Here is a 23,412-nt window from a genome sequence, read left to right as displayed (position 1 = left end):
ATGCCCGGCGTTACTCGGTCCATGCACCCTGAGAAACGCTTCGCAGTCGAGGTGTTTCTCATCGGCGAACAGGGGAATGGAGGCGGGGACCCGCCATTCGCCCGGAAGGCACGTCCCATGAAAGTACTGGGCATCAACGCGATCTTCCACGACCCCGCAGCCGCCCTGGTGATCGACGGCGAGGTCGTCGCCGCCACAGAGGAGGAACGGTTCAGCCGCCGCAAACACGGCAAGCGGCCGGTCCCGTTCTCGGCGTGGGAACTGCCTGAGGAGTCGGCGCGGTGGTGCTTGGAATACGCCGGCCTCGAGCCGGCCGACCTCGACGCCGTCGGCTACTCCTTCGATCCGGCGCTGGCCCGGCCGACCGCGGAGATGGGCCTGCACGACCCCTGGGACCACCTGCGGCTGACCTACGCCGAGGCCGCACCCCGGTTCATCGCGACCGCGCTGCCCGGGCTCGATCCGCGCCGGGTCCGCTACGTCGCCCATCATGTCGCCCACGCGGCATCGGCCGGGCTGGCCGCGCCCTTCGAGGGCTGCGACGTGCTGGTGCTCGACGGCCGAGGCGAGCGCGCCAGCCATCTGGCCGGCCGGTACGACGAGTCCGGCGCGCTGAAGACGCTGGTCACGCAGGAGCTGCCGCACTCGATCGGGCTGCTCTACGAGGATGTCACCGAGCACCTGGGATTCCTGCGCAGCAGCGACGAGTACAAGGTCATGGCACTGGCGGCCTATGGTCGTCCGCGCTACCTCGACGCCGTCCGCGACGCGGTGTACGCCACGGCCGACGGCGGCTTCCGCACCGACCCGGTCGACTGGGCCGTCTACGCGCCGGCCCGCAGGCCCGGCCAGGAGTGGACCGAGGCGCACGCCGACCTCGCCGCGAGCGTGCAGCGCCGGCTGGAGGAGGTGCTGGTCGAGCTCACGTCGTGGCTTCGGGCACAGAGCGGCGGCACCAGGCTGACCCTGGCCGGGGGCGTCGCGCTGAACTGCGTGGCCAACACCGTCGTCGCTCAGGAGAGCGGCTACGACGAGGTGTGGGTGCAGCCGGCGGCCGGTGACGCCGGGACGGCGCTCGGCGCGGCTCTTCACGTGGCCCGGTCGGTCGGCGACGCCGTGCGGCCGATGCCCGGCGCCGATCTCGGCCGCGAGTGGACCGACGACGAGCTCGAGGGCGTCCTGCGGACCGCCCGGCTCCCGTACGAGAGGCCGGCCGACGTCGCAGACGCGGTGGCCGGCGCGCTGGCCGCTGACGGCATCGTCGCCTGGTTCCAGGGCCGCAGCGAGTACGGACCGCGGGCGCTCGGGCACCGGTCGCTGCTCGCGCACCCCGGTCGGGTGGCGAATCTGGCCCGGCTCAACGACGTCAAGGGCCGCGAGCAGTTCCGGCCGGTCGCGCCGATGGTGCTGGCCGAGCGGGCCGGCGACGTGTTCTCCCGCGGCCCGATCCCGTCGCCGTACATGCTGTTCACCCATGAGGTGAACCCGGCGTGGCGCGATCGCGTCCCGGCCGCCGTCCACGTCGACGGCACCGCGCGCATCCAGACGGTCGACCAGAGGGCCGAGCCGCTGGTGGTCCGCATGCTCTCCGCCTTCGAACGGCGCACCGGGCTGCCCGTCGTCATCAACACCAGCCTGAACACCGCCGGCCGGCCCATGGTCGACAGCCCGCGGGACGCGCTGGAGTGCTTCGGCTCCGCGCCAGTGGACCTGCTCGCGCTCGGTCCGTTCGTCGTCCGCCGCCCGGGGGCTGGGTGATGCCGGTGCTGCCCACCACCGTCGTGATCCCCACGGTCGGGCGGCCGAGCCTGGGGGTGTTGCTCCGGTCGCTGCGCGAGTCGCGCGGTCCGCGACCGGCCGACGTCATCGTCGTCGACGACTCCGCGACCAGGTCCGGCCCGGCCGCCGCTCGCAATCGCGGCTGGCGGCGGGCCCGGACGCCCTGGGTGAGCTTCCTGGACGATGACGTGATCGTGGGGCCGGACTGGCTGCAGCGCCTCGCTGAGGATCTGGCGACGGCCGCCGATGACGTCGCGGGCAGCCAGGGCCGGGTGACCGTGCCGCTGCCGGAGCACCGGCGTCCGACCGACTGGGAGCGCAGCACCGCCGGGCTGGAGGCGGGACGGTGGATCACAGCCGATCTGACCTACCGCCGGGAGGCACTGGCTGCAGCGGGCGGCTTCGACGAACGATTCCCGCGCGCGTACCGCGAGGACTCCGACCTGGCGCTACGGGTGCGGGCCGCCGGTGGCCTGCTGGTCCGCGGCGGCCGCGGCATCGTCCACCCGGTTCGGCCGGCCGGCTTCTGGACCAGCGTGAAGGTGCAGGCCGGCAACGCCGACGACGTGCTCATGCGGCGGCTGCACGGCCCGGACTGGCGGGCACAGGCCGGCGCCGGGCCGGGTCGCCGCCGGGCCCACCTGGTGACGACGGCTCTGGGCGCCGGTGCGCTCCTCGCCACCGCCGCGGGCCGGCACCGGGCGGCCGCCATGGCCGCGGCCGGCTGGCTGGCCGCGACCGGGGACTTCGCCGTCGGCCGGATCACCCCGGGTCCACGCGACCCCGCCGAGATCGTCATGATGCTGGTGACCAGCGCCGTGATTCCGCCCGCCGCGATGTGGCACACCGCCCGCGGCTGGTGGCGGCACCGCGGCGCCGGCCAGTGGCGCGGCGTCCCGGAGCTGGTACTGCTGGACCGGGACGGCACCCTGGTGCGCGACGTGCCCTACAACGGCGATCCGGAGCTGGTCGACCCGATGCCGGGCGCGGAGGCCGCACTCGGCCGATTGCGTGCCGCCGGTGTCCGGCTCGGCGTGGTCACCAACCAGTCCGGCGTGGCCCGCGGACTGCTCGCCGAGGACGACGTCGAGCGCGTGAACACCCGCGTCGAGCAGCTGCTGGGCCCCTTCGACGTCTGGCGGGTGTGTCCGCACGGACCCGGCGACGGCTGCGGCTGCCGCAAGCCCGCGGCAGGCATGGTCCTGGCCGCGTGCGCCGAGCTCGGCGTCGAGCCGGCCCGGTGCGTCGTCATCGGCGACATCGGGGCCGACGTCGACGCAGCCGAGGCGGCCGGTGCGACGGGCCTGCTCGTGCCCGGCCCGCAGACCCGTTCGGCCGAGGTGAGCGCCGCGCGGCACGTCGCTCCCGACCTCGGGCGCGCGGTCGAGACGGTGCTGGGAGGTGCGTGGTGAGCTCCCGCGTGCTCTGCGTGCGCCTCGACGCCACCGGCGACGTACTGCTGGCGGGGCCGGCCATCCGTGCCGTCGCCGCGTCCGGTGCCACGGTCGACGTGCTGGCCGGCCCGCGTGGGGGCACGGCGGCCCGGTTGCTGCCCGGCGTCGAGGACGTCCTCGTCTGGCAGTGCCCCTGGGTCGGCCTGAACCCGTCCCCCGCCGATCCCGGCGACGTGGCCGCCCTGGTCGCGACGCTGCGGGACCGGCGGTACGACGCGGCGCTGGTCTTCACGTCCTTCCACCAGTCCCCACTGCCGACGGCGCTGCTGCTGCGACTGGCCGGCGTCGGCTGGGTCGGCGGCATCAGCGAGGACTACCCCGGCGCGCTGCTGGATCTGCGCCATCGCCTGACCGACGACCGCCCGGAGTCGGAGCGAGCGCTGTCGCTGGCGCTCGTCGCGGGATACCGGCTGCCCGCGGGCGACGACGGCCGGCTCGCGGTGCGGCGGCCGCTGCCCGACGTGCGGTCCCTGACGGGAGCGCCGCCCTACGTCGTCCTGCATCCGGGTACGTCGGCGCCGGCCCGGGCCTGGCCGCCGGACCGGTTCGCCGCGGTCGCACGGCTCCTCCATGACGCCGGCCACCGGGTGGTCGTCACGGGAGCCCCGGCCGAGACCGCGCTGACCGGCATGGTCGCGGCGGACGTCGCCGTCGATCTCGGCGGCCGCACCGACCTGGCCCAGCTGGCCGCCGTGCTCTCCGGGGCCGAGGTGGTCGTGGTGGGGAACACCGGTCCGGCGCACCTGGCGGCCGCCGTCGGCACGCCGGTCGTCTCGCTGTTCGCCCCGACGGTGCCCGCCGCCCGCTGGGCGCCGTACGGGGTGCCGCGCGTCCTACTCGGCGACCAGCACGCCCCTTGCCGCGACAGCAGGGTGACGACGTGCTCGGTCCCCGGACATCCCTGCCTGTCGTCGGTGACCGCGGACGAGGTGGTCCGCGCCGTCGCCGCGATGTCCCGTCTCGTGGAGAAGGTGGTCTGATGCGGATCGCGATGGTGTCCGAGCACGCCAGCCCGCTCGCCGTCATCGGCGGTGTCGATGCCGGCGGCCAGAACGTGCACGTCGCCGCGTTGGCCGCACACCTGGTCGCACGTGGTCACGACGTCACGGTCTTCACCCGGCGCGACGACCCTCAGGCGCCGCCGCGCGTGCGGGCGCCGGACGGTTACGTCGTCGAGCACGTCCCCGCCGGGCCTCCGGCCGACGTCCCGAAGGACGAACTGCTGCCACACATGGACGCGTTCGCGGCGTACCTGACCGACCGATGGGCCACCGAGCATTACGACGTCGCCCACGCGCACTTCTGGATGAGCGGCCTCGCCGCGGTCCGGGCCGGACAGGCGACTGGTGTGCCGGTCGTGCAGACCTTCCACGCCCTCGGCACGGTGAAGCGACGCCATCAGGGCCGCAAGGACACCAGCCCGGCGGAGCGCATCGCGGTGGAGTCCGGGCTCTGCCGCCAGGCCGACCACGTCATCGCGACGTGCACCGACGAGGTGGCCGAGCTGTGCGGGATGGGTCTGGGCCCCGGCCGCGCGACGATCGTCCCGTGCGGCGTCGACCTCCAGGCGTTCGGCCCGCAGCCGGCCCCGCCGCCGGACCGGCGGCCGCGGCTGCTGGCCGTCGGCCGGCTCGTGGAGCGCAAGGGCCTCGCGGACGCCGTCGAAGCCCTCGCCGAGGTGCCGGGCGCGGAGCTGGTGGTCGCCGGCGGGCCCTCCGCCGACGCACTGGCCATCGACCCCGAGGCCCAGCGGCTGCTGGCGCGGGCGCGGGACAACGGCACGGCGGACCGGGTCCGGCTGCTCGGCCGGGTCGACCGCGCCGCAGTGCCGAGACTGATCGCCTCCGCCGACGTCGTGGTGGCCGTGCCGTGGTACGAGCCGTTCGGCATCGTGCCCGTCGAGGCGATGGCGTGCGGGCGGCCGGTCGTCGGCACCGCGGTCGGCGGCCTGCTCGACACCGTCCGGCCCGGAGTCACCGGCGAGTTGGTGCCACCGCGACGGCCGGACCTGCTGGCACGGGTGCTGCGCGACCTGCTGGCCGCCCGGCCTCGGCGCGAGGCCTACGGCCGCGCCGGCGTGCGCCGCGCCCGCCGGCTCTACGGCTGGGACCGCGTGGCCCGCGACACCGAACGCGTCTACGCCCGCGTCGCCGCGGCCGTCTCGACGGAGGCGCCGGGATGACCGTGCGACTCACCGTGATCGGCGACGTGCTCCTCGACGTCGACCTGGTCGGACAGGCGACCCGGCTGGCCCCGGACGCACCGGTGCCGGTCCTGGAGGACCTCACCGAGCACCCGCGTCCCGGGGGCGCGGCGCTGGCCGCCTGGTTGGCCGCCGGCGGTGCCGACGTGACCCTGGTCGCACCCATGGCCCACGACGACGCGGCGCGCACACTGTGTGACCTGCTGGCCGGGCGGGTGACGGTGCTGCCGCTGTCCTCCGTCGGGCACACACCAGTGAAAGAGCGCATCCGCGCAGGTGGGCAGTCCGTCGCACGGCTGGACAGGGGCGGCGAGCCCGCGGAGATCGGCGAGCTCACCCGCCCGGCGGTCAACGCGCTCTCCGAGGCCGACGCGGTGCTGGTGTCGGACTACGGGCGCGGGGTCACGGCGGTGCCGAGCATCCGGTGGTTCCTCGAGACTCTGCCGCGGAGGGCACCCGTCGTCTGGGACCCGCACCCGCGCGGCGACCGCCCCGTTCCTGGCGTCCATCTCGTGACGCCCAACGCGATTGAGGCGAGCACGTGGGTCCGGCGCACCGGTGGGACCGGTGACTACAGCGCGAGCAGTTCGTGGGCGCGGGCGGCGCATGACGCTGACACCCTGGTGCGCGAGTGGGGCGCCGGCGCGGTGGCCGTGACGCTGGGCGCCCGGGGTGCATTGCTGTCGCACGGCCAGGGCGCCCCGGTGGCGGTCCCGGCGCCGTCCGCGCCGGACCTCGACCCGTGCGGGGCCGGCGACATGTTCGCGGCGGCGGCGGCGACGCTGCTGGGTGCGGGCCGGATGACCGGCGAGGCGGTGCGGCACGCTGTCGTGGCTGCGACGGCGTACGTGGCGGCCGGGGGCGCGACGAGCCTGGCGATCTCCGACGGTGCGGAACCGGCGTCCGGGCCGGGCGGGCGGTACGGCCGCGACGTGATCGCCGAGGTCCAGGCCCGCGGCGGCGTGGTGGTGGCGACCGGCGGCTGTTTCGACCTGCTGCACGCCGGGCACGTGGCCAGCCTGCAGGCGGCCCGGCGGCTCGGTGACGCCCTGGTCGTCTGCCTGAACTCCGACGCGTCCGTGCGCCGGCTCAAGGGCCCGGCCCGTCCCGTGGTCGCCGCCGCGGACCGGGCCCGGGTGCTCCAGGCGCTGGAATGCGTCGACGCCGTCGAGATCTTCGACGACGACACCCCGGTGCCGGTGCTGCGCCGGCTGCGACCGGACCTGTGGGCCAAGGGCGGCGACTACGCCGGAGCCGAGCTGCCGGAGGCGGCGGTGGTCCGCGAGTGGGGCGGGCAGATCGTCACCCTGCCGTACGTCGACGGGCACTCCACGACGGCGCTGGTCCGCGCCGTCGCCCGCTCGGCGGCCAAGATCCCGGAACTGACCACGAGGAGGAGCTCATGACGCTGGGAACCGTGCTGGTCACCGGAGGAGCGTCGGGTCTGGGCGCGGCAGTGGCCCGGGCCGTCGACGACGCCGGCGGCCGGCCCATCGTGCTGGACCGGGTGGCACCGGACGCGCCGCTGGAGCACGTCGTCGCCGACCTCGCCGACCCGGGCGCCGCGGACGGCGCCGTCCGCGCGGCCGTGGAGCGGACCGGCGGGCTGGACGCCGTCGTCACCTGCGCCGGGGTCGACGCGTGCGGGCGGCTGGAGGACGTGCCGGCGACCGACTGGGAACGGGTGATCCAGGTGAACCTGCTGGGCACGGTCAGGGTGGTCCGGGCCGCGCTGCCGCTGCTGGAATCCCGGAACGGGCGCATCGTGACGGTCGCGTCGACGTTGGGGCTGCGGGCGGTGAGCGATGCCACCGCCTACTGCGCGTCGAAGTTCGGCGTGGTCGGGTTCACCCGGGCGTTGGCGGCGGAGACGGCCGGACGGGTCGGCGTCACGCTGCTCGTGCCCGGCGGCATGGACACCCCGTTCTTCGACGGCCGCGACGAGCAGTACAAGCCACCGCCGGACGCCAAGCTGAACCGGCCCGCCGACGTGGCCCGGACGGTGCTGTTCGCCCTGGAGCAGCCGCCCGGCTGCGAGGTCCGCGAGCTGGTCGTGACGCCGTCGGTCGAGAGCTCGTGGCCGTAGTCCTGGTCTACCGCGCGATCGGCCTCGGTGACTTCCTCACCGGCGTGCCGGCGCTGCGGGCGGTCCGGCGCGCCCTGCCGCAGCATCGCCTGGTGCTCGCGACGTCGCCGCCGCTGGCCCCGCTGGTCCCGCTGGTGGGCGGCATCGACGAGATGCTGCCGACTCGTGCGCTGCGGCCGTTGCCCTGGGCCGGCGATCCGCCCGACGTGGCGGTGAACCTGCACGGGCGCGGGCCGCAGAGTCACCAGGTGCTGGCGGCGTTGCGCCCTCGCCGGCTGATCGCGTTCGGCAACGAGGAGGCGCGTCTCCGCGGCCCGGTGTGGCGGGCGGCCGAGCACGAAGTGCGCCGTTGGTGCCGGCTGGTCGCGGCCGAGCTGCGGGTCTGCGCGCCGGACCACGATCTGGTGCTGCGCCGACCGGCCGCGGCGCCGCAGGTCGAGGGCGCGCTGATCGTGCATCCGGGTGCCGCGGCCGCCGCCCGGCGCTGGCCGGCCGGCCGCTTCGCGACCGTGGCGCGGTGGCTGGCGGCGTCGAAGGCCGGACCTGTGGTCGTCACCGGCTCGGCCGCGGAGACGGAGCTCGCGCGGGCCGTCGCCGACGCCGCCGGGCTGCCGCCGTCAGCCGTCCTCGCCGGCCGGACGGCGCTGGACGAGTTGGCCGCGCTGGTGGCCGCCGCACGGCTGGTCGTGGCGGGCGACACCGGCATCGCGCACCTGGCGTCGGCCTACCGGACGCCGTCGGTGGTGCTGTTCGGGCCGACGTCGCCGCGCGCCTGGGGGCCGCCGGAGACAGGGCCGCACATCGCGTTGTGGCACGGTCCCGCCGGCGACCCGCACGCGGACGTGCTCGACCCGGCGCTGGACCGCATTCAGGTCGACGAGGTGATCGCGGCCGTCGACACGCTGGCATCGCTGGTGCGCGTCTGACCCGTGGGCACACCATCGATCCCGTGGTCGGCGAACCAGCGCACCGTCTGGGCCAGGCCGTCTGCCAGCCGCACCCGCGGCTGCCAGCCCAGCAGGCGCACGGCTCGGGACAGGTCCGGCCGGCGCAGCCGTGGGTCGTTCTCTGGGAGCTCCACGAACCGGATCGGCGACCGCGAGCCGCTGATCGCGCGGATCCGCTCGGCCAGCTCCAGGACGGTGACCTCGTGGGTGCCGCCGATGTTGACCGGACCCGCGTGCTCGCTCTGTGCCATGGCCAGCAGCCCGCGCACGGTGTCCGTGACGTGGCAGAGAGTGCGGGTCTGGCTGCCGTCGCCGGCGACGGTGATCGGCTCGCCCGCCAGTGCCTGCCGGATGAACGTCGGCACCGCCCGGCCGTCGTGGGCGCGCATCCGCTCCCCATAGCTGTTGAAGATGCGCACGATCGCGGTGTCGACGCCGTGTTCGGACCGGTAGGCGCTGGTCAGCGTCTCGGAGAACCGCTTCGACTCGTCGTACACCGCACGGGGCCCGATCGGGTTCACGTTGCCCCAGTACTCCTCCGGCTGCGGATGACACAACGGGTCGCCGTACACCTCCGATGTCGACGCGAGGAGGAACCGGGCGCCCTTGGCCCGGGCCAGTTCCAGGGCGTGCGTGGTACCCGCCGAGCCGGCCCGCATCGTCTCCAGCGGGAGCCTCAGGTAGTCGGCCGGAGAGGCCGGCGACGCCAGGTGCAGCACGAGGTCGACGGCACCGTCCACCGCGACGGCGTCGGACACGTCGCAGCGCACGAACGTGAACCCGGTCCCCTCGCGCAGCCGATCGAGGTTCGCCGGTGTCGAGGTCACGTAGTTGTCCAGGCAGACGACATCGGCGCCGGCCTCGACCAGCGCCTCACACACATGCGATCCCAGGAACCCCGCTCCGCCGGTGACCACGACTCGCGATCCGTTCAGCATCGGTACGTACCTCCTCGCGGGCCCGGTACCCCTCCCGCCGGAGCGCACGCACGCCGTAGCGTCCGGCGGGTTGGGCCGCTCGATCGGGGGTATCGGTCGTCGGTCCGTATCGGGAAGGAGCAACCATGGCGGCGACCAGTCACACCACGACCGACCACGACGAGATCCGCAGGTGGGTCGAGGAGCACGACGGCATACCCGCGATCGTGCGCGGCACCGGCGATGGCGACGGGGGCGTCCTGCGCATCGATTTCCCCGGCGGCGCGGGCGAGGACGAGCTGGAGCACGTGGACTGGGACACCTGGTTCGCCACGTTCGATGACCGCGGCCTCGCCTTCCTCTACCAGCAGGAGAAGGCCGACGGCACGGACAGCACGTTCGTCAAGCTGGTGAGACGCGACGACGCCGGCTGATCGTCAGCCGGCGTCGTCGTCCTCGACGGTGTCCGTGTCCGCGTCCGTGTCCGGGTCCGTGTCCGTGTCGGGGACGATGGCGCCCTCGCCCGCGTCATTCGGGTCGGGCACCCGCAGGTCGCCGTCGGCGCCCATGACGCGGTCGGTCTCGTCGGCGTCACCGCGCACGCGGGTCTCGTCGTCGAGGGAGTGCACCGCCATCGCGCGGTCGCGCTCCTCCTGCGTCGTGTGGTGCACGCCATCGGGGTGTTCGGTCATCGCTGTCTCCCTGTGCCGGTGCCCGGGCGCTTCTCCCGAGTCTCCACGGCCCTTACCCCACACGAGCCGATGGGCCCCGCCGAATCTCGGCGGGGCCCATCGATGTGCACTGATCTCAGCCGGCCCACTCCAGCAGCGGCTGGTGCCGCTTGGGGTCGCGCAGCTCGGAAAGCGCCAGCTTCTCCAGCTGCCGCACCCGCTCCTTGGTGAGGCCGACGCGCTCGGCGACCTCCTGCAGCGTGTGCTGCTCGCCGTCCTCGAGGCCGAAGCGCATCGAGACGATCAGCGCCTCGCGCGGGGCGAGGGTGCCAACCAGCTCGCGGACCTGCTCGCCGAGTACCTTGAACTCGATGACGTCGGTGGCCTGCGGCGTCTCGGTGTCCTCGATGAGGTCGCCGATGCTGGCGCTGCCCTCGTCGCCGAGGGGGGTGTCGAGGCTGACGGTGTCGCGCGAGATGCGCCGCAGCTCCGTCACCCGTGCGGGGGCGAGGTCGGTCTCGGCGGCCAGCTCGTCGGCCGTGGGCTCGCGGCCCAGGCTGACGGCGAGCTTGCGCTCGGCCTTGCCGATCTTGGACAGCGTCTCGAGCACGTGCACCGGGAGCCGGATCGTCCGGGCCCGCTCGGCCTTGCCGCGCTCGATGGCCTGCCGGATCCACCACATCGCGTAGGTCGAGAACTTGAACCCCTTCGTGTAGTCGAACTTCTCGACCGCACGGATCAGGCCCAGGTTGCCCTCCTGCACGATGTCCAGGAACGGCAGGCCGCTGTTGCGGTAGTACTTGCGCGCCGCCGACACGACCAGGCGCAGGTTGGCCCGGATCATGTGGTCCTTGGCCTGCTCGCCGTCGCGGACCAGCGCCTCGAGCTCGGCCCGCGACGCGTCGCCGTACACGCCGCCGTCCAGCAGCGACGCGGCGAACACGCCTGCCTCGATGCGCCGTGCCAGCTCGACCTCCTGGGCCGCGCTCAGCAGCGGCGTCGTGCTGATCTGCCTGAGGTACTGGCCGACCATGTCGTAGTCCTCGTCGCGTCCCCGTGCCGGGGCGCGCACATGCTCCTCCACCATCGTCATTCCCGTTCGTTCTCCTCTGCTCGTCGACACGTCTGTGACGACCCACGGCACACCGACGCGGCAGCATCGCTCGCATGGGCGCGAACGACGGCACGGACCGCCGATGCGTGTAGTGGGTTCGCCCTGCGGGAGCCGTGGACCTTCCGGTCCGTCTCCCTGAGTCCCGGGGCCGATGACGGCCTGCCGAAGACTTCCGATCGATAGAACGCCCCGGCCGTGCCGGGTATTCCATGGTGCCCTGCTTGTCGCCGGGCCGCGACCCGACGACGATGGAACGGATGAGCGACGACGACGGTTCCGGCGGCCTCGCGGAGTACCAGCGCAAGCGGTCCTTCGACAAGACCCCGGAGCCGCGCGGCCGCCGTCGTTCCTCGAAGGAGCAGGCCGAGCCGCGGTTCGTCGTCCAGGAGCACCACGCCCGCCGGCTGCACTGGGATCTGCGGCTGGAGCGCGACGGCGTGCTGGCGTCGTGGGCATTGCCGCGCGGGTTCCCGCGCACGCCCGAGGAGAACCACCTCGCCGTCCACACCGAGGACCACCCGCTCGAGTACCTCACGTTCGACGGCGAGATCCCGGCCGGCGAGTACGGCGGCGGCAGCATGACCATCTGGGACCACGGCACGTACGAGGCGGAGAAGTTCCAGGACGACAAGGTCGTGGTGCGGCTGCACGGTGAGCAGGTCAGCGGCCGGTTCGCGCTGTTCCGGACCAAGGGCCAGGACTGGATGATCCACCGCATGGACGGCCCGGCCGACGACGGCGAGCCGCTGCCGGACGACCTCGTCCCCATGGCGGCGACGCTGTCCACGCTGCCGCCGGACCAGGACGCGTGGGCCTTCGAGATCAAGTGGGACGGCGTGCGCGCCCTCGCCTACGGCGAGCCCGGGCGGCTGCGCCTGGTGGGCCGCAACCTGCGCGAGTTCACCCGGCAGTACCCCGAGCTGCGGCCGCTGATGAACGCCGTCGGCGCCCACCGCCTGGTGCTCGACGGCGAGATCGTGGCGTTCGACGACGACGGCCGGCCCAGCTTCCAGCGGATCCAGCCGCGCATCCACCTCGCCTCCGAGGCCGACATCCGCCGCCAGTCGCAGCTCACGCCCGTGGTCTACGTCATCTTCGACCTGCTCTACCTGGACGGGCGGTCGCTGCTGAAGGAGCCCTACGAGGAGCGCCGCCGCGAGCTGGCGAAGCTCGAGCTGGCCGGGCCGCACTGGCAGGTCCCGGACTACCAGCGCGGCGACGGCGACGTCCTGCTCGACGCCACCCGCGCGCAGGGACTCGAGGGCATCGTCGCCAAGCGGCTGGCCAGTCCGTACCAGCCGGGGAGACGCAGCCGCGACTGGCTCAAGGTCAAGAACGTCCGCCGGCAAGAGGTCGTCGTCGGCGGCTGGGTGGCCGGCCAGGGCCGGCTGAGCGGCGGCTTCGGCGCGCTGCTGGTGGGCGTGTACGACGACGGCGGCAGCCTGCGGTTCGCGGGCAAGGTCGGCACCGGCTTCGACAGGCGCACCCGCGACGACCTGCAGCGACGCCTCGACGAGCTGCGCACCGACGAGAGCCCGTTCACCGGCCGGCAGCCGCAGAAGGAGGCCGTCTTCGTCCGGCCGGAGCTGGTCGCCGAGGTCGAGTTCGCCGAGTGGACCAGCGGCGGCACGCTGCGGCACCCCTCGTACGAGGGGCTGCGCGAGGACAAGCCGGCCCGCGACGTCGTCCGTGAGGAGCCGGTGCCGCCACCGGAGAGCTGAACTCGGACATTTCGGGTACGAGTTCAGCGCCGCGGCCACCGTGGCCGCGGCGGAGGGAAGGTGCCCGACATGAGTACCGAGCTCGTCATCGTGCTGATCGTGCTGGTGGTGCTGATCGCGATCGCCGCCTGGGTCGTCGCCCAGCGGCGCCGACACGGGGCGGAGGCGCGGCGCGAGGCCGCCATCCAGGAGCGCAGAGAGGCGGAGGCCGCCGAACGCACTGCGGCGCTGCACCGCTCGGAGGCCGACGAACTGGCCGCCCGGGCCCGGCGCCAGCAGGTCGAGGCGGAGGAGCGGGCGGTCGAGGCCGAGCGCATGCGCGCCGCCGCGGAGGACGAGGCGGCCGCCGCAGCGGAACGCCGTCGCTCCGCCGACGCGCTGCACCCCGACGCCGACGCGACCACCGGCGACCGCGACGTGGTCGACGGCCACCGCACGGTGGCGGACGACCGGCGCACGGTGGCCGAGGACCGTACCGACGACGACGTCGTGACCGATCACGACGTCGTCGCGGACGACCGGGATCGCGGGGGCCGCGGCTGGTGAACCGCGCGGCAGGGTCAGCGGGTCAGCTGGAGCGGCGCAACCCCCGCCTGCGCCGTTCCAGCTCCCGCCGCTCCTCGGCGTCGAGGCCGCCCCAGACGCCGTACTGCTCGCCGCGGGCCATGGCCTCATCGAGGCAGCGCTCACGCACCGGGCAGGTCTGGCAGATGCCCTTGGCCTTCTTCTCCTGCGCCCGCTTGCGGCTGGGTGACACGCCGTCCGGCACACAGAACAGGTCCGCGTCCCACGCCCGGCACAGCGCGTACTCCCACCACGAGGTGGCGTCGACCCGCGCGCCGGGATCGTCCGGACTGGGGACCACCACGCCGCTGCGGTGGTCGGCGTCGGCCCTCCGGATGATCCGCATCAACCCGACTGTCATGCACCCCGGTTACCCAGGGGTCGAGCGGACAAACCGGGCTGCCAGGAGGCCGGGGAGAACCGGCGGGGAGCAGGCCGGAGGTCTCCTCCGATCAGGGCTCGTCGGGCAGCCGGCCGGTGGCGATGACCCGCTCGGCGACGCTGCGCAGTTTGGTGTTCGTGTGGCGCGAGTAGCGGCGCAGGACGGCGAACGCGCGATCGGCGTCGAGGCCGTACCGCTCCATGAGGATGCCCTGCGCCAGCCCGATGAGATGACGCGCGCCGATGGCCTGGCGCAGCCCGTCCTCCTCGCGGGCCGACGCCAGCGCGATGGAGGCGTGCCGGCCGAAGATCTCGGCGACGTCGACGTCGTCGTCGTCGAACATGCCGGGCCGGCCGCCGTAGAGGTTCAGCGCTCCGAGCGTGGTGTGGGCGGTGTGCAGCCGCACCGACAGCACGCTGCGCAGGCCGAGCTCGGCGGCCCGCGGGCCCCATTCCGGCCAGCGCGGGTCGGTGGCGGTGTCGTCGACGAGGGTCGAGATCTGGCCCTGGATGGCCTGGAAGCACGGGCCCTCGGCCAGCTCCGTCTGCAGCTCGTCGGCCTTGCGCACCCGCGGGTCGCTGGCGACGGCGGTCTCGAGGCGGCCCTGCCCGTGCTGCAGGATCAGCCCGGCGTCGTCGCACACGGTGGCCTGCCGCGCATACCCGACCACACGTTCGAGCGTCTGCTCGACATCAGGCTCTTCGTGCAGCGCGAGTGCCATCTCGGCGAAGTCGCTCGCATCAGGCTCGGTCATGCCCGCCCCTTCGGCCACGTCGAGCACGGTACTCGGCCTGTCCATCATCCTCGTCACCGGACCGCCGTGTCGATCCCGTCACAGCGGGTATGCACGCATCATGGTGGACGCGGGAGCCCAGGAGCGACATGCGGTGGTCACTGGTGGCGCCGGCTTCCTCGGTTCCCATCTCTGCGACGCCCTGATCCGCGCCGGGCAGCGGGTGACGTGCATCGACAACTTCGAGACCGGGCGCTCGGCGAACGTGCGGCACCTGCGCGACGAGCCCCGCTTCACGCTGCTGCGCCGCGACCTCAACGAGCAGATCGACGGCGAGGTGACCGGGCCGGTCGACGTCGTCTTCCACCTGGCGGCGCCGGCCGCGCCGAGCGACTACCTGCTCGACCCCGTCGCGACCATGCGGGTCGCCAGCGTCGGCACCCTCAACGCGCTGGACCTCGCCCGCGACCGCGCGGCCGGGTTCGTGCTGGCGTCGACGTCGGAGGTCTACGGGGCGGCCGGTGACGAGCCGCACCGCGAGGACGACCCCGGCCACGTCAACCCGGCCGACGGCTACGGCGCCTACTACGAGTCGCGCCGGTTCGCCGAGGCGCTGACCACCGCGTACCGCTCGACGTACAACCTGCGCACGGCGATCGCCCGCATCTTCAGCACCTATGGGCCGCGCATGCGCCTCGACGACGGCCGCGTGCTGTCGAGGTTCATCCGGCAGGTGATGTCCGGCGCGCCGCTGACGGTGCCCGGTCCGGGCACCCAGACCCGCTCGCTCTGCTACGTCGACGACGCCGTCGCCGGCCTGCTCGCCCTGGCCGACGGCGCCTACCCCGGCCCGGTGAACATCGGCAGCCCGGAGGAGATCTCGGTCTTCGCGATCGCCCAGGAGGTCGCCGAGATCGCCGGACCGAGCGCCGAGATCCTCTTCGTCGAGCCGCCGCCCGCCGAGACGCACGCGCGGCGTCCCGACATCTCCCTCGCCGGTCAGCTGCTGGACTGGCAGCCGCAGACCACCGTGCGCAAGGGCCTGGCGACGACGCTGGCCTGGTTCCAGGATGCCGGCGTCCGCCATGCCTGACGCCGCGGTCCCGTCCACGTCGTCGCTGACCCGGCTGCGCAGCGCGGCGGCGGACTGCCGGGCCTGCGACCTGTACCGCGACGCCACCCAGACGGTGTTCGGCGAAGGCCCGAGGGACGCGGCCGTGATGCTCGTCGGTGAGACGCCCGGCGACGTCGAGGACCGCGAGGGCCGGCCGTTCGCTGGTCCGGCCGGGCGGCTGCTGGACCGGGCACTGGAGGAGGTGGGGCTCGACCGCGAACACGCCTACGTCTCCAACGCCGTCAAGCACTTCAAGTTCCACCGCGAGGGCAAGCGCCGCATCCACGAGAAGCCCGACGCGGGCGAGATCGCGGCCTGCCGGCCGTGGCTGCGGGCCGAGCTGTCCGTCGTCCGGCCCCAGGTCCTGGTGGTGCTGGGCGCCACCGCGGCGGCGACCATCCTGGGCCGGTCGTTCCGGGTCACCAAGCAGCACGGTGAGCCGCTGGAGTGGGCCGACTACGCCGAGAGCTCGCCGCTGACGACGGACGACGGCCCGCCGATCGACGACGCCGTGGTCGTCGCGACCGTGCATCCGTCGGCGGTGCTGCGCTCCCGCGACCGGAACGCGGCGTACGCCGGCTTCGTCGCCGACCTGCGGGCCGTCCCGCGCGTGCTGTCGCCGTCGTCCTGACGGCGGGTCCCCGACGGCGTGGACTCGGCCTGCCGTGGGTACGGGCCGGAGCACAGTCACGCTCGACGCGGAGGGAGTCCCATGGCGCAGAGCGACGTCGCGTTGTTCGCCCCGTTGCCCGTGCTGACGCTGACCGTCGAGGACCACGCCGGCCGGCCCGACATCCACCTGCACGCCGGCAGCCAGGGCGTCTGGCAGGCCCGGATGCTGGTCACGCTCGGCGCCTCGGTGACGATGTGCTGCGTCCTGGCCGGCGAGACCGGGACGGTGCTGCGGCATCTGCTCGAGGACGAGGGGGTCGTGGTCAAGGCCGTCCAGGGCACCGGCCGCAACGGCGCCTACGTACACGACCGCCGCGACGGCGAGCGGGTCGTGGTGGCCGAGGCTCCGTCGGACCCGCTCTCGCGGCACGAGCTGGACGAGCTCTACGGCGTCACGCTCAGCGCGGCGCTCGACGCCGGGGCGGTGCTGCTGAGCGGGCCGGCGGACCACCAGACCGACGAGGACGCCGTACCCGCCGACGCCTACCGCCGGCTCGCGGCCGACCTGCGTGCCGTCGGCAAGCCGGTCATCGCCGATCTCGCCGGCGACCGCCTCGGCGCCGTGCTGGAAAGCGGGGTGACGGCGGTCAAGGTCAGCCACCAGGAGCTGCTCGAGGACGGCCGGGCCGGCGCCGACGACCCGGACTCGCTGATCACGGCGATGCACGAGGTGCACGAACAGGGCGCCGAGTACGTCATCGTCACCCGCGCGCACGAGCCGCTGCTGCTGCTCGCCGACGGCGTCGTCCGGATCGTCCGGATGCCGCAACTGCAGGCCGCCGACACTCATGGCGCCGGCGACTCCCTCACCGCGGGCGTCACGGCGACGCTGGCCCGCGGCGGCGACGTCGAGGACGCGATCCGGCTGGGCGCCGCGGCGGGGATGCTCAACGTCACCCGGCACGGCCTCGGCACCGGCGACGTCGAGGCCGTGCTGAAGCTGCGCGAGCTGGTGACGGTCGAGACGCTGGGCGAGGCTCGGCAGCACACCGACGACCCGCCCGAGAAGGTGACGCCGCGCGATCTGGCCGAACGGACCCGCGAATCGTGAGCGCGGCGAAGCGCGCGCTCATCACCAACGACGACGGCATCGACGCACCCGGCCTGCGCGTCCTGGCCATGACGGCTCGCGAGATCGGCCTCGACGTGGTCGTGGCGGCGCCGGCGGTCCAGTTCAGCGGCAGCGGCGCGTCCATCGTCGCCGGACTGGAGGACCGCGACCGCATCGCGCTGGAGCGGCGCCGGCTCGAGGGCCTTGACGACGTGCTCACCTATGCCGTCGGCGCCGCGCCAGGACTGATCGCGCTGATCGCGGCGTTCGGCGCGTTCGGCGACCCGCCCGACGTCGTGCTCTCCGGGGTCAACCACGGCGCCAACGTCGGGCGCGCGATCCTGCACTCGGGCACCGTCGGCGCCGCGCTCACGGCCGGCATCAACGGCAGCCGCGGCCTGGCCGTCTCCCTCGACGTCGGCCTCGCCGCCGAGTTCCACCTGAAGCCGCAGGCCACCGAGCCGCGCTGGTCGACGGCGGCCGACCTGGCCGGCCGGGTGGTCCCGTTCCTGCTGCAGCAGCGGCCGGGGACGGTGCTCAACCTCAACGTCCCCGACCGCGACCCGGACGACGTGGCCGCGCTGCGCTCGGCTCCGCTGGCGGAGTTCGGCATCGTCCAGACGACCATGACCGAGCACGCCGATGACCACATCCGGCTCACCGTCACCGACATGTCCGAGCCACCCGCGCCCGGCACCGACGCCGCGCTGCTGGCCGACGGCCACGCCGTCGTCACCGCGGTGCAGTCGGTCCGCGAGACGGACTCGCCGGCCCTCGACGCGCTGGTCGACGCCGTCGCCTCCGCCGCTCCGGCTACGGCGTCGGAGTGAGCTCGACGGCGTAGACGGGGCCGTCGTGCTCCCACCGGGCGCCCACCCGCGTCGATCGTGGAGCAACCGCGGGACAGACCGGACATGTCGGCACGCGCACCTCCGCAGGTGCTTCACGATCGGCGTGGAGGTGAGGCGGGACGTGGGGTTCCGTTCGACCGGGATGATCGTTACGATCCGGGCAAACGCTTTCCAGCCCGGAGGGTGATGCACATGTCCGCTCCCGAACCGACCCGCCGGACCGTTCTCGCCGGAGCCGGCGCCGGCGCCCTCTGGCTCGCGACCGGTGCCTCCACTCCCACCGCGGCCGCAGCCGACGCCGTCGTCGGCCCTGATGAGAACCCCGGCCTGCGCTACTGGTACCCGGTCCCCCGCGACCCGGGCGTCGTGCGGACCGACGTGTGCGTGTACGGCGGCACGTCGGCCGGGGTGACGGCGGCGGTGCGGGCCGCGCAGGCCGGCCGCAGCGTGGCCCTCGTGGTGTTCGGGCGGCACCTGGGCGGACTCAGCTCGGCCGGGCTGGGGGCGACCGACACCGGGCGGATCGAGTCGATCGGCGGGCTGAGCCGCGAGTTCTACCGGCGCCTCGGCGCGCACTACGGCCGCCCGGAGTCGTTCACGTTCGAGCCGCACGTCGCCGAGCAGACCTTCGACGCGTGGGTCGAGGACGAGGGCATCGACGTCTACCGCGACCACCGGCTCGAGGACGTCCGCATGGTCGGGGACCGGATCCACTCGCTGCGCACCGAGAACGGCAAGGTCTTCGTCGCCGGCGCGTTCATCGACGCGAGCTACGAGGGCGACCTGATGGCGGCGGCGGGCGTGAGCTACACCGTCGGCCGCGAGTCGAACGCGACCTACGGCGAGACGCTCAACGGCGTGCAGTTCCGCACCGGCCACCAGTTCCAGCGCCAGATCGACCCGTACGTCACACCCGGCGACCCGTCCAGCGGCCTGCTCGCGGGCGTCTCGGCCGACGACCCCGGCACGACCGGCCAGGGCGACGACCGCATCCAGGCGTTCAACTTCCGCATCTGCCTGACCCGCGCGGCCGACCGGCGCCCGTTCCCGCGGCCGCCGTCCTATGACCCGAGCAGGTACGAGCTCCTCCTGCGCTACCTGCAGGCGGGCGTCTGGGACGCGATGCGGCTGAACACGCCGATGCCGAACGGCAAGACCGACATGAACAACAACGGCGCCGTGAGCACGGACAACATCGGACGCAACTACGCCTGGCCCGACGGCGACCACGCCACCCGCGAGGCGATCTTCCAGGACCACGTGACCTACCAGCAGGGGCTGCTCTGGTTCCTGGCCAACGACCCGCGAGTGCCCGAGGCGATCCGGGCCGAGGTCAACGGCTGGGGCCTGACGAACGACGAGTTCACCGCGACCGGCGGCTGGTCGCACGAGCTGTACATCCGCGAGGCCCGCCGCATGCTCGGCGACTACGTCATCACCGAGCACGACTGCCGGTGGACGGTGGCCGCCCCGGACCCGATCGCGCTGGCGTCGTACACGATGGACTCGCACAACTGCGCCCGCGTGGTCGTGGGCGGCTTCGCCCGCAACGAGGGCGACGTGCAGGTGCCGCCGGCCGGGCCGTATGGGATCTCCTACCGCGCCATCGTCCCGCCCCGCGGCGAGTGCACGAACCTGCTGGTGACCTGCGCGATCTCGGCGTCGCACATCGCATTCGGGTCGGCACGCATGGAGCCGGTGTTCATGGCGACGGGGCACGCGGCGGCGGTCGCGGCCGACCTCGCGCTGGCCGGTGGCATCGCCGTGCAGGACGTTCCCTACCCGACGCTGCGGCAGCGGCTGCGCGCGGAGCAGATGGTGCTCAGCTGGCCGCCCAACGCCGGCGTGCTCGCGTTCGACGCGCCGGACGAGCTGCGCCCGGGCACCGCCGACGACGTCACCGTCACGTTCACCAACGAGGAGCTGACGACGGTGTCAGCGGTGCGGCTCGCACTGACCGCCCCCGCCGGCTGGACGGTGACGCCGTCGACCCCCGTGGAGGCCGATGCCGTCGAGCCGGGCGCGGAGTTCGCGGCGACCTGGCGGGTGACGGCAACAGCACCGGCCGAGCCCGTCGCCCAGGCCACCCTGGAGGCCGCCGTCACGTATGCCGGCGCCGCCGGCCACACAGCGACGCACGCGGTCGCCGTCGTCGAACCCGTGCAGGCGCCGCTGCGGACGGCGGCGTCGACGCGGGCGCACTTCGGGCAGCGCGGCTCGCGGCTGGCGATCCTGGCCAACGGCGCGGACCTGTGGACCGGCATCGACCAGTACGGCGCGATCTTCCACGACGGCGCCGCCGGACCCGCCACGACGGCGACGGTCACCGTCGTGTCCCAGGAGGCCACCGACCCCAACGCGCGCGCCGGCCTGGTGATCCGCAACGACCTGCGCGCGGCCGGCACGTCCACCGGCTACGTGGCGCTGGTGGTCAAGCCGGAGAACGGCCTGCTGCTGCTCTGGGACGCCGACGGCAGCGGGACGGTGGAGTCGGTGCTGCGGGCGGTGGTGACGCCGTCGCCGTACCCCGTCCACCTGCGGCTGGTCCGCGAGGGCCAGCGGTTCCACGGCTCCTACAGCCTGGACGGCGCGCAGTGGTCGTCGATCGGCTCGGCCGACCTGCCGTCCGCCGCTGCCGTCCAGGACGTCGGCGTGCTGTCGTGCGCGCACGTCCAGGACCGGCTCGGCCTGGCGGTCTTCGAGAACCTCTCGGTCAGCGCTCCTTCATGATCATCCAGGATCGACCCGCAGGGTGTGGTCGATCCTGGATGATCATGGGGAGCGACGCGCCGACGGTCCTCGTCGTCAGTCGCTGAAGGTCGCCACCACTGGGGCGTGGTCGGAGTCGGTGGCCGCGGCCCGGGCCTGCGGGTCGTCGGTGACCGACGGGAGGCCGCGGTCGACCAGGCTGTCGACCTTCTCGAGCCGCTGCAGCAGCTCGTGCGAGACGAGGACGTGGTCGATCAGCTCGCCGCGGCCGCGGTAGACGCGGCTGTAGCGGCGCGGCTCGGGGATCAGCGGCGCGGTGTTCCAGAGCCGCCAGGCGTCGCCCTTGTCCGGGGTCTTCTCGCCGGCCGTCCCGATCTCCGAGCCGCCGGGGCCGAGCAGGATCTGCGTCGTCGCGGCGGCGGGCTCGTCGTTGAGGTCGCCGCAGACGACCAGCGACCGCCGCTGCCCGTCGCCGCCGAGCAGGGAGTTCGCCCATGCGCGGACGGTGGCCGCCTCGGCTGACCGGCGGTACAGCGCGAAGGCGCCGTAGCGGGCCCGCTCGCCCTCGTCGCGCGGGTTGAACCGGCCGCCCGGGTAGCTCAGCAGCTTCGACTTGAGATGGCAGGTGACGACGTCGACGAGGTCGCCGCCGGGCGTGCGCACGCGGGCCCGCAGCGCGCCGCGGCCCATCTCCGTCGACAGCGCGCCGCCGTCCGACGCGCGGACCGGGCCGACGCCGTCGGCGTAGGCGACCAGGTCCTCGGTCTCCTCGACGGGCAGCCTCGAGATCACGGCGACCCGGATGCCGCGCGGGTCCGGGTTCGCCGACACATGCGCGGACCAGTCGCCCGCGAGCCGCGCGACGAGGTCGTCCAGCGCGACGGACTCGCCGATCTCCTGCAGGCCGAGCACGTCGGGCGCCATGCGGTCGACGGTGCCGGCCAGCGCGTCGAGCTTGACCTCGTACGTGGCCTGGTCCGGCGGCCGGCCGTCCTCGTCGCCGGGCCGGAACAGGTTCTCCAGATTCCACGTGCCGATGACGACCATGACGGACCCCCCGAGTCTCCGCGCCTGCCTGCATGATCGACGCTAGCTGAGCCGGCGGTGCGCCACCAGAGCCTATGCTCGGTGGGACACCGCACGGACCGACGGCGTGGGAGCAGTCATGCAGGACGACGACATCAGGGCCCGGATCAGCGCGCTGGTCGAAGACGAGCACGACCTGCGGCAGCGGCTGCAGGCCGGCGACATCTCCACCGACGAGGAGCACTCCCGGCTCCGCCAGGTCGAGGAGCAGCTCGACCAGTGCTGGGACCTGCTGCGCCAGCGCCGGGCCCGGGTCGAGGCCGGGCAGAACCCCGACGAGGCCGCCGCTCGCCCCGTCGGCGAGGTCGAGGGCTACCTGCAGTAGCCGGGCCGGCCGGCGGCGCGGGTGGTCCCCTTTCCGCGCCGCCGATGGGAAGCTGGACCCATGAACCTCGACGACGCGGCGGACGAGCTGTACGCGCTCCCGCCCGAGGAGTTCGTCGAAGCCCGCAACGCGCTGGCGAAGAAGGTCAAGAGCGAGGGCGCGGCCGACGTCGCCGCGCGCATCAAGGCGCTGCGCAAGCCCACGCTGGCCGCCTGGCTGACCAACCGCCTGGCCCGCCGGCACGCCGACGAGGTCGCCGAGCTGGCCGAGCTCGGTGAGCGCATGCGCGAGGCGATGTCCGGCATGGACGGCGCCGCGCTGCGCGAGCTGACCGGTGAGCGGAAGAAGCAGGTCGACACCCTGCTCAAGGCGGCCCGGAAGATCGCCAAGGACGCCGGGCAGAAGGCGAGCCCCGACCTCATCGAGACGATCGCCGGGTCGCTCGAGGCCGCCATCGCCGACCCCCGCGCCGCCGAGCAGCTGCTGGCCGCGCGCCTGTCGCACGGGCTGCAGCACGTCGGCTTCGGCGCCGTCGACGACGACGGCGAGCCGGCCGAGGTCATCTCGCTCTCCGAGGCCCGGGTCGCCCGCGGCCAGCGGCTCGAGACCACCCGCCGCTCCCGGTCGAAGGGCGACTCGCCCGCCGAGGAGGAGGCCACCGACGCCGACGAGGCCGAGAGCGACGACGAGGCCGCCGAGCAGGCCGTCGACGGCGACGAGGTGGCGGCCGCCCAGCGCGATCTCGAGCAGGCCGAGACCGCCGTCGACGACGCCGAGGAGCAGGTCGACGACGCCGAGGCCGCCCTCGACGAACAGCGCCGCCGGCTCGAGGAGGCCCAGGCCACGGCGGAACGGCTCACCGAGGAGCTGGCCGCGGCGCGGCGGGAGCTGGAGCAGGCCCGCGACGACGTCGAGTCCGCCGAGGACGACGTCGAGGCCGCCCGCAAGGCCTCCGAGGCGGCTCGCCGCCGTCGGCGCGAGGCGAAGCAGAAGCTGAGCCGGCTCACCTGATCCGAAACGTGCGAGACCCGTA

The 23,412-nt window shown here is 74.0% G+C and carries 23 protein-coding genes; 17 read left to right on the top strand and 6 right to left on the bottom strand.

Features of this window, described 5'->3' with window-relative positions:
* Positions 1-117 precede the first annotated feature (117 nt).
* From E1212_RS09890 to E1212_RS09860, 7 genes are read left to right on the top strand one after another with little or no spacing between them, the layout of a single operon-like run.
* Entirely contained in the window at positions 118-1,758 is a 1,641-nt protein-coding gene (locus tag E1212_RS09890) for a carbamoyltransferase family protein (RefSeq protein ID WP_131981825.1), read from the top strand.
* The gene (locus E1212_RS09885) at positions 1,758-3,191 is read left to right on the top strand and encodes an HAD-IIIA family hydrolase (RefSeq protein ID WP_131981823.1); all 1,434 of its coding nucleotides are present in this window, start codon (positions 1,758-1,760) and stop codon (positions 3,189-3,191) included. The genes E1212_RS09890 and E1212_RS09885 overlap by 1 nt, the downstream gene beginning before the upstream one ends.
* On the top strand, positions 3,188-4,213 hold the full coding sequence (locus E1212_RS09880; protein ID WP_131981821.1) for a glycosyltransferase family 9 protein: 1,026 nt from the start codon (positions 3,188-3,190) through the stop codon (positions 4,211-4,213). The genes E1212_RS09885 and E1212_RS09880 overlap by 4 nt, the downstream gene beginning before the upstream one ends.
* On the top strand, positions 4,213-5,415 hold the full coding sequence (locus E1212_RS09875) for a glycosyltransferase (RefSeq protein WP_131981819.1): 1,203 nt from the start codon (positions 4,213-4,215) through the stop codon (positions 5,413-5,415). The genes E1212_RS09880 and E1212_RS09875 overlap by 1 nt, the downstream gene beginning before the upstream one ends.
* Entirely contained in the window at positions 5,412-6,842 is a 1,431-nt protein-coding gene (gene rfaE2 / locus E1212_RS09870; RefSeq protein WP_131981817.1) for a D-glycero-beta-D-manno-heptose 1-phosphate adenylyltransferase, read from the top strand. The genes E1212_RS09875 and rfaE2 overlap by 4 nt, the downstream gene beginning before the upstream one ends.
* On the top strand, positions 6,839-7,522 hold the full coding sequence (locus E1212_RS09865; RefSeq protein ID WP_131981815.1) for an SDR family oxidoreductase: 684 nt from the start codon (positions 6,839-6,841) through the stop codon (positions 7,520-7,522). The genes rfaE2 and E1212_RS09865 overlap by 4 nt, the downstream gene beginning before the upstream one ends.
* Positions 7,513-8,448 (top strand): glycosyltransferase family 9 protein, encoded by a 936-nt coding sequence (locus E1212_RS09860; RefSeq protein ID WP_131981813.1) that lies wholly within the window; start codon positions 7,513-7,515, stop codon positions 8,446-8,448. Before E1212_RS09865 ends, E1212_RS09860 begins: the two co-directional genes overlap by 10 nt.
* Here E1212_RS09860 and E1212_RS09855 read toward each other — a convergent pair.
* Positions 8,391-9,407, bottom strand: coding sequence for an SDR family NAD(P)-dependent oxidoreductase (locus E1212_RS09855; RefSeq protein WP_131981811.1), 1,017 nt, complete (start codon positions 9,405-9,407; stop codon positions 8,391-8,393). The two genes, E1212_RS09860 and E1212_RS09855, sit on opposite strands and share 58 nt — an antisense overlap.
* Positions 9,408-9,532: 125 nt before the next feature.
* Between E1212_RS09855 and E1212_RS09850 the strand changes: the two genes are divergently transcribed.
* Complete coding sequence (locus E1212_RS09850; RefSeq protein ID WP_131981809.1) at positions 9,533-9,820, top strand: hypothetical protein; 288 nt, start codon at positions 9,533-9,535, stop codon at positions 9,818-9,820.
* 3 nt (positions 9,821-9,823) lie between these two features.
* Here the strand turns inward: E1212_RS09850 and E1212_RS09845 are convergent, their stop codons facing one another.
* A complete protein-coding gene (locus E1212_RS09845; protein ID WP_131981807.1) occupies positions 9,824-10,078 on the bottom strand; it encodes a hypothetical protein in 255 nt (84 codons plus the stop codon).
* A gap of 115 nt (positions 10,079-10,193) precedes the next feature.
* The gene (locus E1212_RS09840) at positions 10,194-11,150 is read right to left on the bottom strand and encodes a sigma-70 family RNA polymerase sigma factor (protein ID WP_131981805.1); all 957 of its coding nucleotides are present in this window, start codon (positions 11,148-11,150) and stop codon (positions 10,194-10,196) included.
* A gap of 278 nt (positions 11,151-11,428) precedes the next feature.
* Between E1212_RS09840 and ligD the strand changes: the two genes are divergently transcribed.
* Both ligD and E1212_RS09830 read left to right on the top strand, forming a co-directional pair.
* Positions 11,429-12,892, top strand: coding sequence for a non-homologous end-joining DNA ligase (gene ligD / locus E1212_RS09835; RefSeq protein ID WP_131981803.1), 1,464 nt, complete (start codon positions 11,429-11,431; stop codon positions 12,890-12,892).
* Between the two features lie 69 nt (positions 12,893-12,961).
* The gene (locus E1212_RS09830; protein ID WP_131981801.1) at positions 12,962-13,438 is read left to right on the top strand and encodes a hypothetical protein; all 477 of its coding nucleotides are present in this window, start codon (positions 12,962-12,964) and stop codon (positions 13,436-13,438) included.
* 22 nt (positions 13,439-13,460) lie between these two features.
* Here the strand turns inward: E1212_RS09830 and E1212_RS09825 are convergent, their stop codons facing one another.
* The gene (locus E1212_RS09825; protein ID WP_162605403.1) at positions 13,461-13,802 is read right to left on the bottom strand and encodes a WhiB family transcriptional regulator; all 342 of its coding nucleotides are present in this window, start codon (positions 13,800-13,802) and stop codon (positions 13,461-13,463) included.
* Positions 13,803-13,908: 106 nt separating this feature from the next.
* The gene (locus E1212_RS09820) at positions 13,909-14,592 is read right to left on the bottom strand and encodes a GAF and ANTAR domain-containing protein (RefSeq protein WP_131981797.1); all 684 of its coding nucleotides are present in this window, start codon (positions 14,590-14,592) and stop codon (positions 13,909-13,911) included.
* Between the two features lie 100 nt (positions 14,593-14,692).
* Between E1212_RS09820 and E1212_RS09815 the strand changes: the two genes are divergently transcribed.
* The 5 genes from E1212_RS09815 (at position 14,693) to E1212_RS09795 (ending at position 20,989) form a co-directional block, all read left to right on the top strand.
* Complete coding sequence (locus E1212_RS09815; RefSeq protein ID WP_131981795.1) at positions 14,693-15,664, top strand: NAD-dependent epimerase/dehydratase family protein; 972 nt, start codon at positions 14,693-14,695, stop codon at positions 15,662-15,664.
* Positions 15,657-16,316, top strand: coding sequence for a UdgX family uracil-DNA binding protein (locus tag E1212_RS09810; protein ID WP_131981793.1), 660 nt, complete (start codon positions 15,657-15,659; stop codon positions 16,314-16,316). Before E1212_RS09815 ends, E1212_RS09810 begins: the two co-directional genes overlap by 8 nt.
* 81 nt (positions 16,317-16,397) lie before the next feature.
* Positions 16,398-17,408: a 1-phosphofructokinase family hexose kinase gene (locus tag E1212_RS09805; protein ID WP_131981791.1), complete on the top strand. Its 1,011-nt coding sequence runs from the start codon at positions 16,398-16,400 to the stop codon at positions 17,406-17,408.
* Positions 17,405-18,238 (top strand): 5'/3'-nucleotidase SurE, encoded by an 834-nt coding sequence (gene surE / locus E1212_RS09800; RefSeq protein WP_131981789.1) that lies wholly within the window; start codon positions 17,405-17,407, stop codon positions 18,236-18,238. Before E1212_RS09805 ends, surE begins: the two co-directional genes overlap by 4 nt.
* Positions 18,239-18,451: 213 nt before the next feature.
* Complete coding sequence (locus E1212_RS09795) at positions 18,452-20,989, top strand: FAD-dependent oxidoreductase (protein WP_162605402.1); 2,538 nt, start codon at positions 18,452-18,454, stop codon at positions 20,987-20,989.
* A 75-nt stretch (positions 20,990-21,064) separates the two neighbouring features.
* Here E1212_RS09795 and E1212_RS09790 read toward each other — a convergent pair whose 3' ends face one another.
* Positions 21,065-22,015, bottom strand: a complete 951-nt coding sequence (locus E1212_RS09790) for an endonuclease/exonuclease/phosphatase family protein (RefSeq protein ID WP_131981785.1) — start codon at positions 22,013-22,015, stop codon at positions 21,065-21,067.
* 118 nt (positions 22,016-22,133) lie between these two features.
* On the opposite strand from E1212_RS09790, the gene E1212_RS09785 reads away from it, so the two are divergent.
* Both E1212_RS09785 and E1212_RS09780 read left to right on the top strand, forming a co-directional pair.
* A complete protein-coding gene (locus tag E1212_RS09785) occupies positions 22,134-22,379 on the top strand; it encodes a DUF2630 family protein (protein ID WP_131981783.1) in 246 nt (81 codons plus the stop codon).
* A gap of 60 nt (positions 22,380-22,439) precedes the next feature.
* Positions 22,440-23,390 carry a hypothetical protein gene (locus E1212_RS09780; protein ID WP_131981781.1) on the top strand — a complete coding sequence of 317 codons (951 nt, stop codon included), beginning with the start codon at positions 22,440-22,442 and terminating at the stop codon, positions 23,388-23,390.
* The last annotated feature ends 22 nt before the right edge of the window (positions 23,391-23,412 follow it).

It is taken from the genome of Jiangella ureilytica, assembly GCF_004348545.1.
Classification (GTDB): Bacteria; Actinomycetota; Actinomycetes; order Jiangellales; family Jiangellaceae; genus Jiangella; species Jiangella ureilytica.
Note: the sequence above shows the minus strand (reverse complement) of the source record. Positions and strands in the feature narration are given on the sequence as shown.

Excerpts from the sequence above, each read along its gene's own strand:
- E1212_RS09890 (WP_131981825.1), top strand. The coding sequence starts at position 118 with ATGAAAGTACTGGGCATCAACGCGATCTTCCACGACCCCGCAGCCGCC.
- E1212_RS09885 (WP_131981823.1), top strand. The coding sequence starts at position 1,758 with ATGCCGGTGCTGCCCACCACCGTCGTGATCCCCACGGTCGGGCGGCCG.
- E1212_RS09875 (WP_131981819.1), top strand. The coding sequence starts at position 4,213 with ATGCGGATCGCGATGGTGTCCGAGCACGCCAGCCCGCTCGCCGTCATC.
- rfaE2 (WP_131981817.1), top strand. The coding sequence starts at position 5,412 with ATGACCGTGCGACTCACCGTGATCGGCGACGTGCTCCTCGACGTCGAC.
- E1212_RS09865 (WP_131981815.1), top strand. The coding sequence starts at position 6,839 with ATGACGCTGGGAACCGTGCTGGTCACCGGAGGAGCGTCGGGTCTGGGC.
- E1212_RS09855 (WP_131981811.1), bottom strand. The coding sequence starts at position 9,407 with ATGCTGAACGGATCGCGAGTCGTGGTCACCGGCGGAGCGGGGTTCCTG.
- E1212_RS09850 (WP_131981809.1), top strand. The coding sequence starts at position 9,533 with ATGGCGGCGACCAGTCACACCACGACCGACCACGACGAGATCCGCAGG.
- E1212_RS09845 (WP_131981807.1), bottom strand. The coding sequence starts at position 10,078 with ATGACCGAACACCCCGATGGCGTGCACCACACGACGCAGGAGGAGCGC.
- E1212_RS09840 (WP_131981805.1), bottom strand. The coding sequence starts at position 11,150 with ATGACGATGGTGGAGGAGCATGTGCGCGCCCCGGCACGGGGACGCGAC.
- ligD (WP_131981803.1), top strand. The coding sequence starts at position 11,429 with ATGAGCGACGACGACGGTTCCGGCGGCCTCGCGGAGTACCAGCGCAAG.
- E1212_RS09830 (WP_131981801.1), top strand. The coding sequence starts at position 12,962 with ATGAGTACCGAGCTCGTCATCGTGCTGATCGTGCTGGTGGTGCTGATC.
- E1212_RS09825 (WP_162605403.1), bottom strand. The coding sequence starts at position 13,802 with ATGCGGATCATCCGGAGGGCCGACGCCGACCACCGCAGCGGCGTGGTG.
- E1212_RS09820 (WP_131981797.1), bottom strand. The coding sequence starts at position 14,592 with ATGACCGAGCCTGATGCGAGCGACTTCGCCGAGATGGCACTCGCGCTG.
- E1212_RS09815 (WP_131981795.1), top strand. The coding sequence starts at position 14,693 with ATGGTGGACGCGGGAGCCCAGGAGCGACATGCGGTGGTCACTGGTGGC.
- E1212_RS09810 (WP_131981793.1), top strand. The coding sequence starts at position 15,657 with ATGCCTGACGCCGCGGTCCCGTCCACGTCGTCGCTGACCCGGCTGCGC.
- E1212_RS09805 (WP_131981791.1), top strand. The coding sequence starts at position 16,398 with ATGGCGCAGAGCGACGTCGCGTTGTTCGCCCCGTTGCCCGTGCTGACG.
- E1212_RS09795 (WP_162605402.1), top strand. The coding sequence starts at position 18,452 with ATGTCCGCTCCCGAACCGACCCGCCGGACCGTTCTCGCCGGAGCCGGC.
- E1212_RS09790 (WP_131981785.1), bottom strand. The coding sequence starts at position 22,015 with ATGGTCGTCATCGGCACGTGGAATCTGGAGAACCTGTTCCGGCCCGGC.
- E1212_RS09785 (WP_131981783.1), top strand. The coding sequence starts at position 22,134 with ATGCAGGACGACGACATCAGGGCCCGGATCAGCGCGCTGGTCGAAGAC.
- E1212_RS09780 (WP_131981781.1), top strand. The coding sequence starts at position 22,440 with ATGAACCTCGACGACGCGGCGGACGAGCTGTACGCGCTCCCGCCCGAG.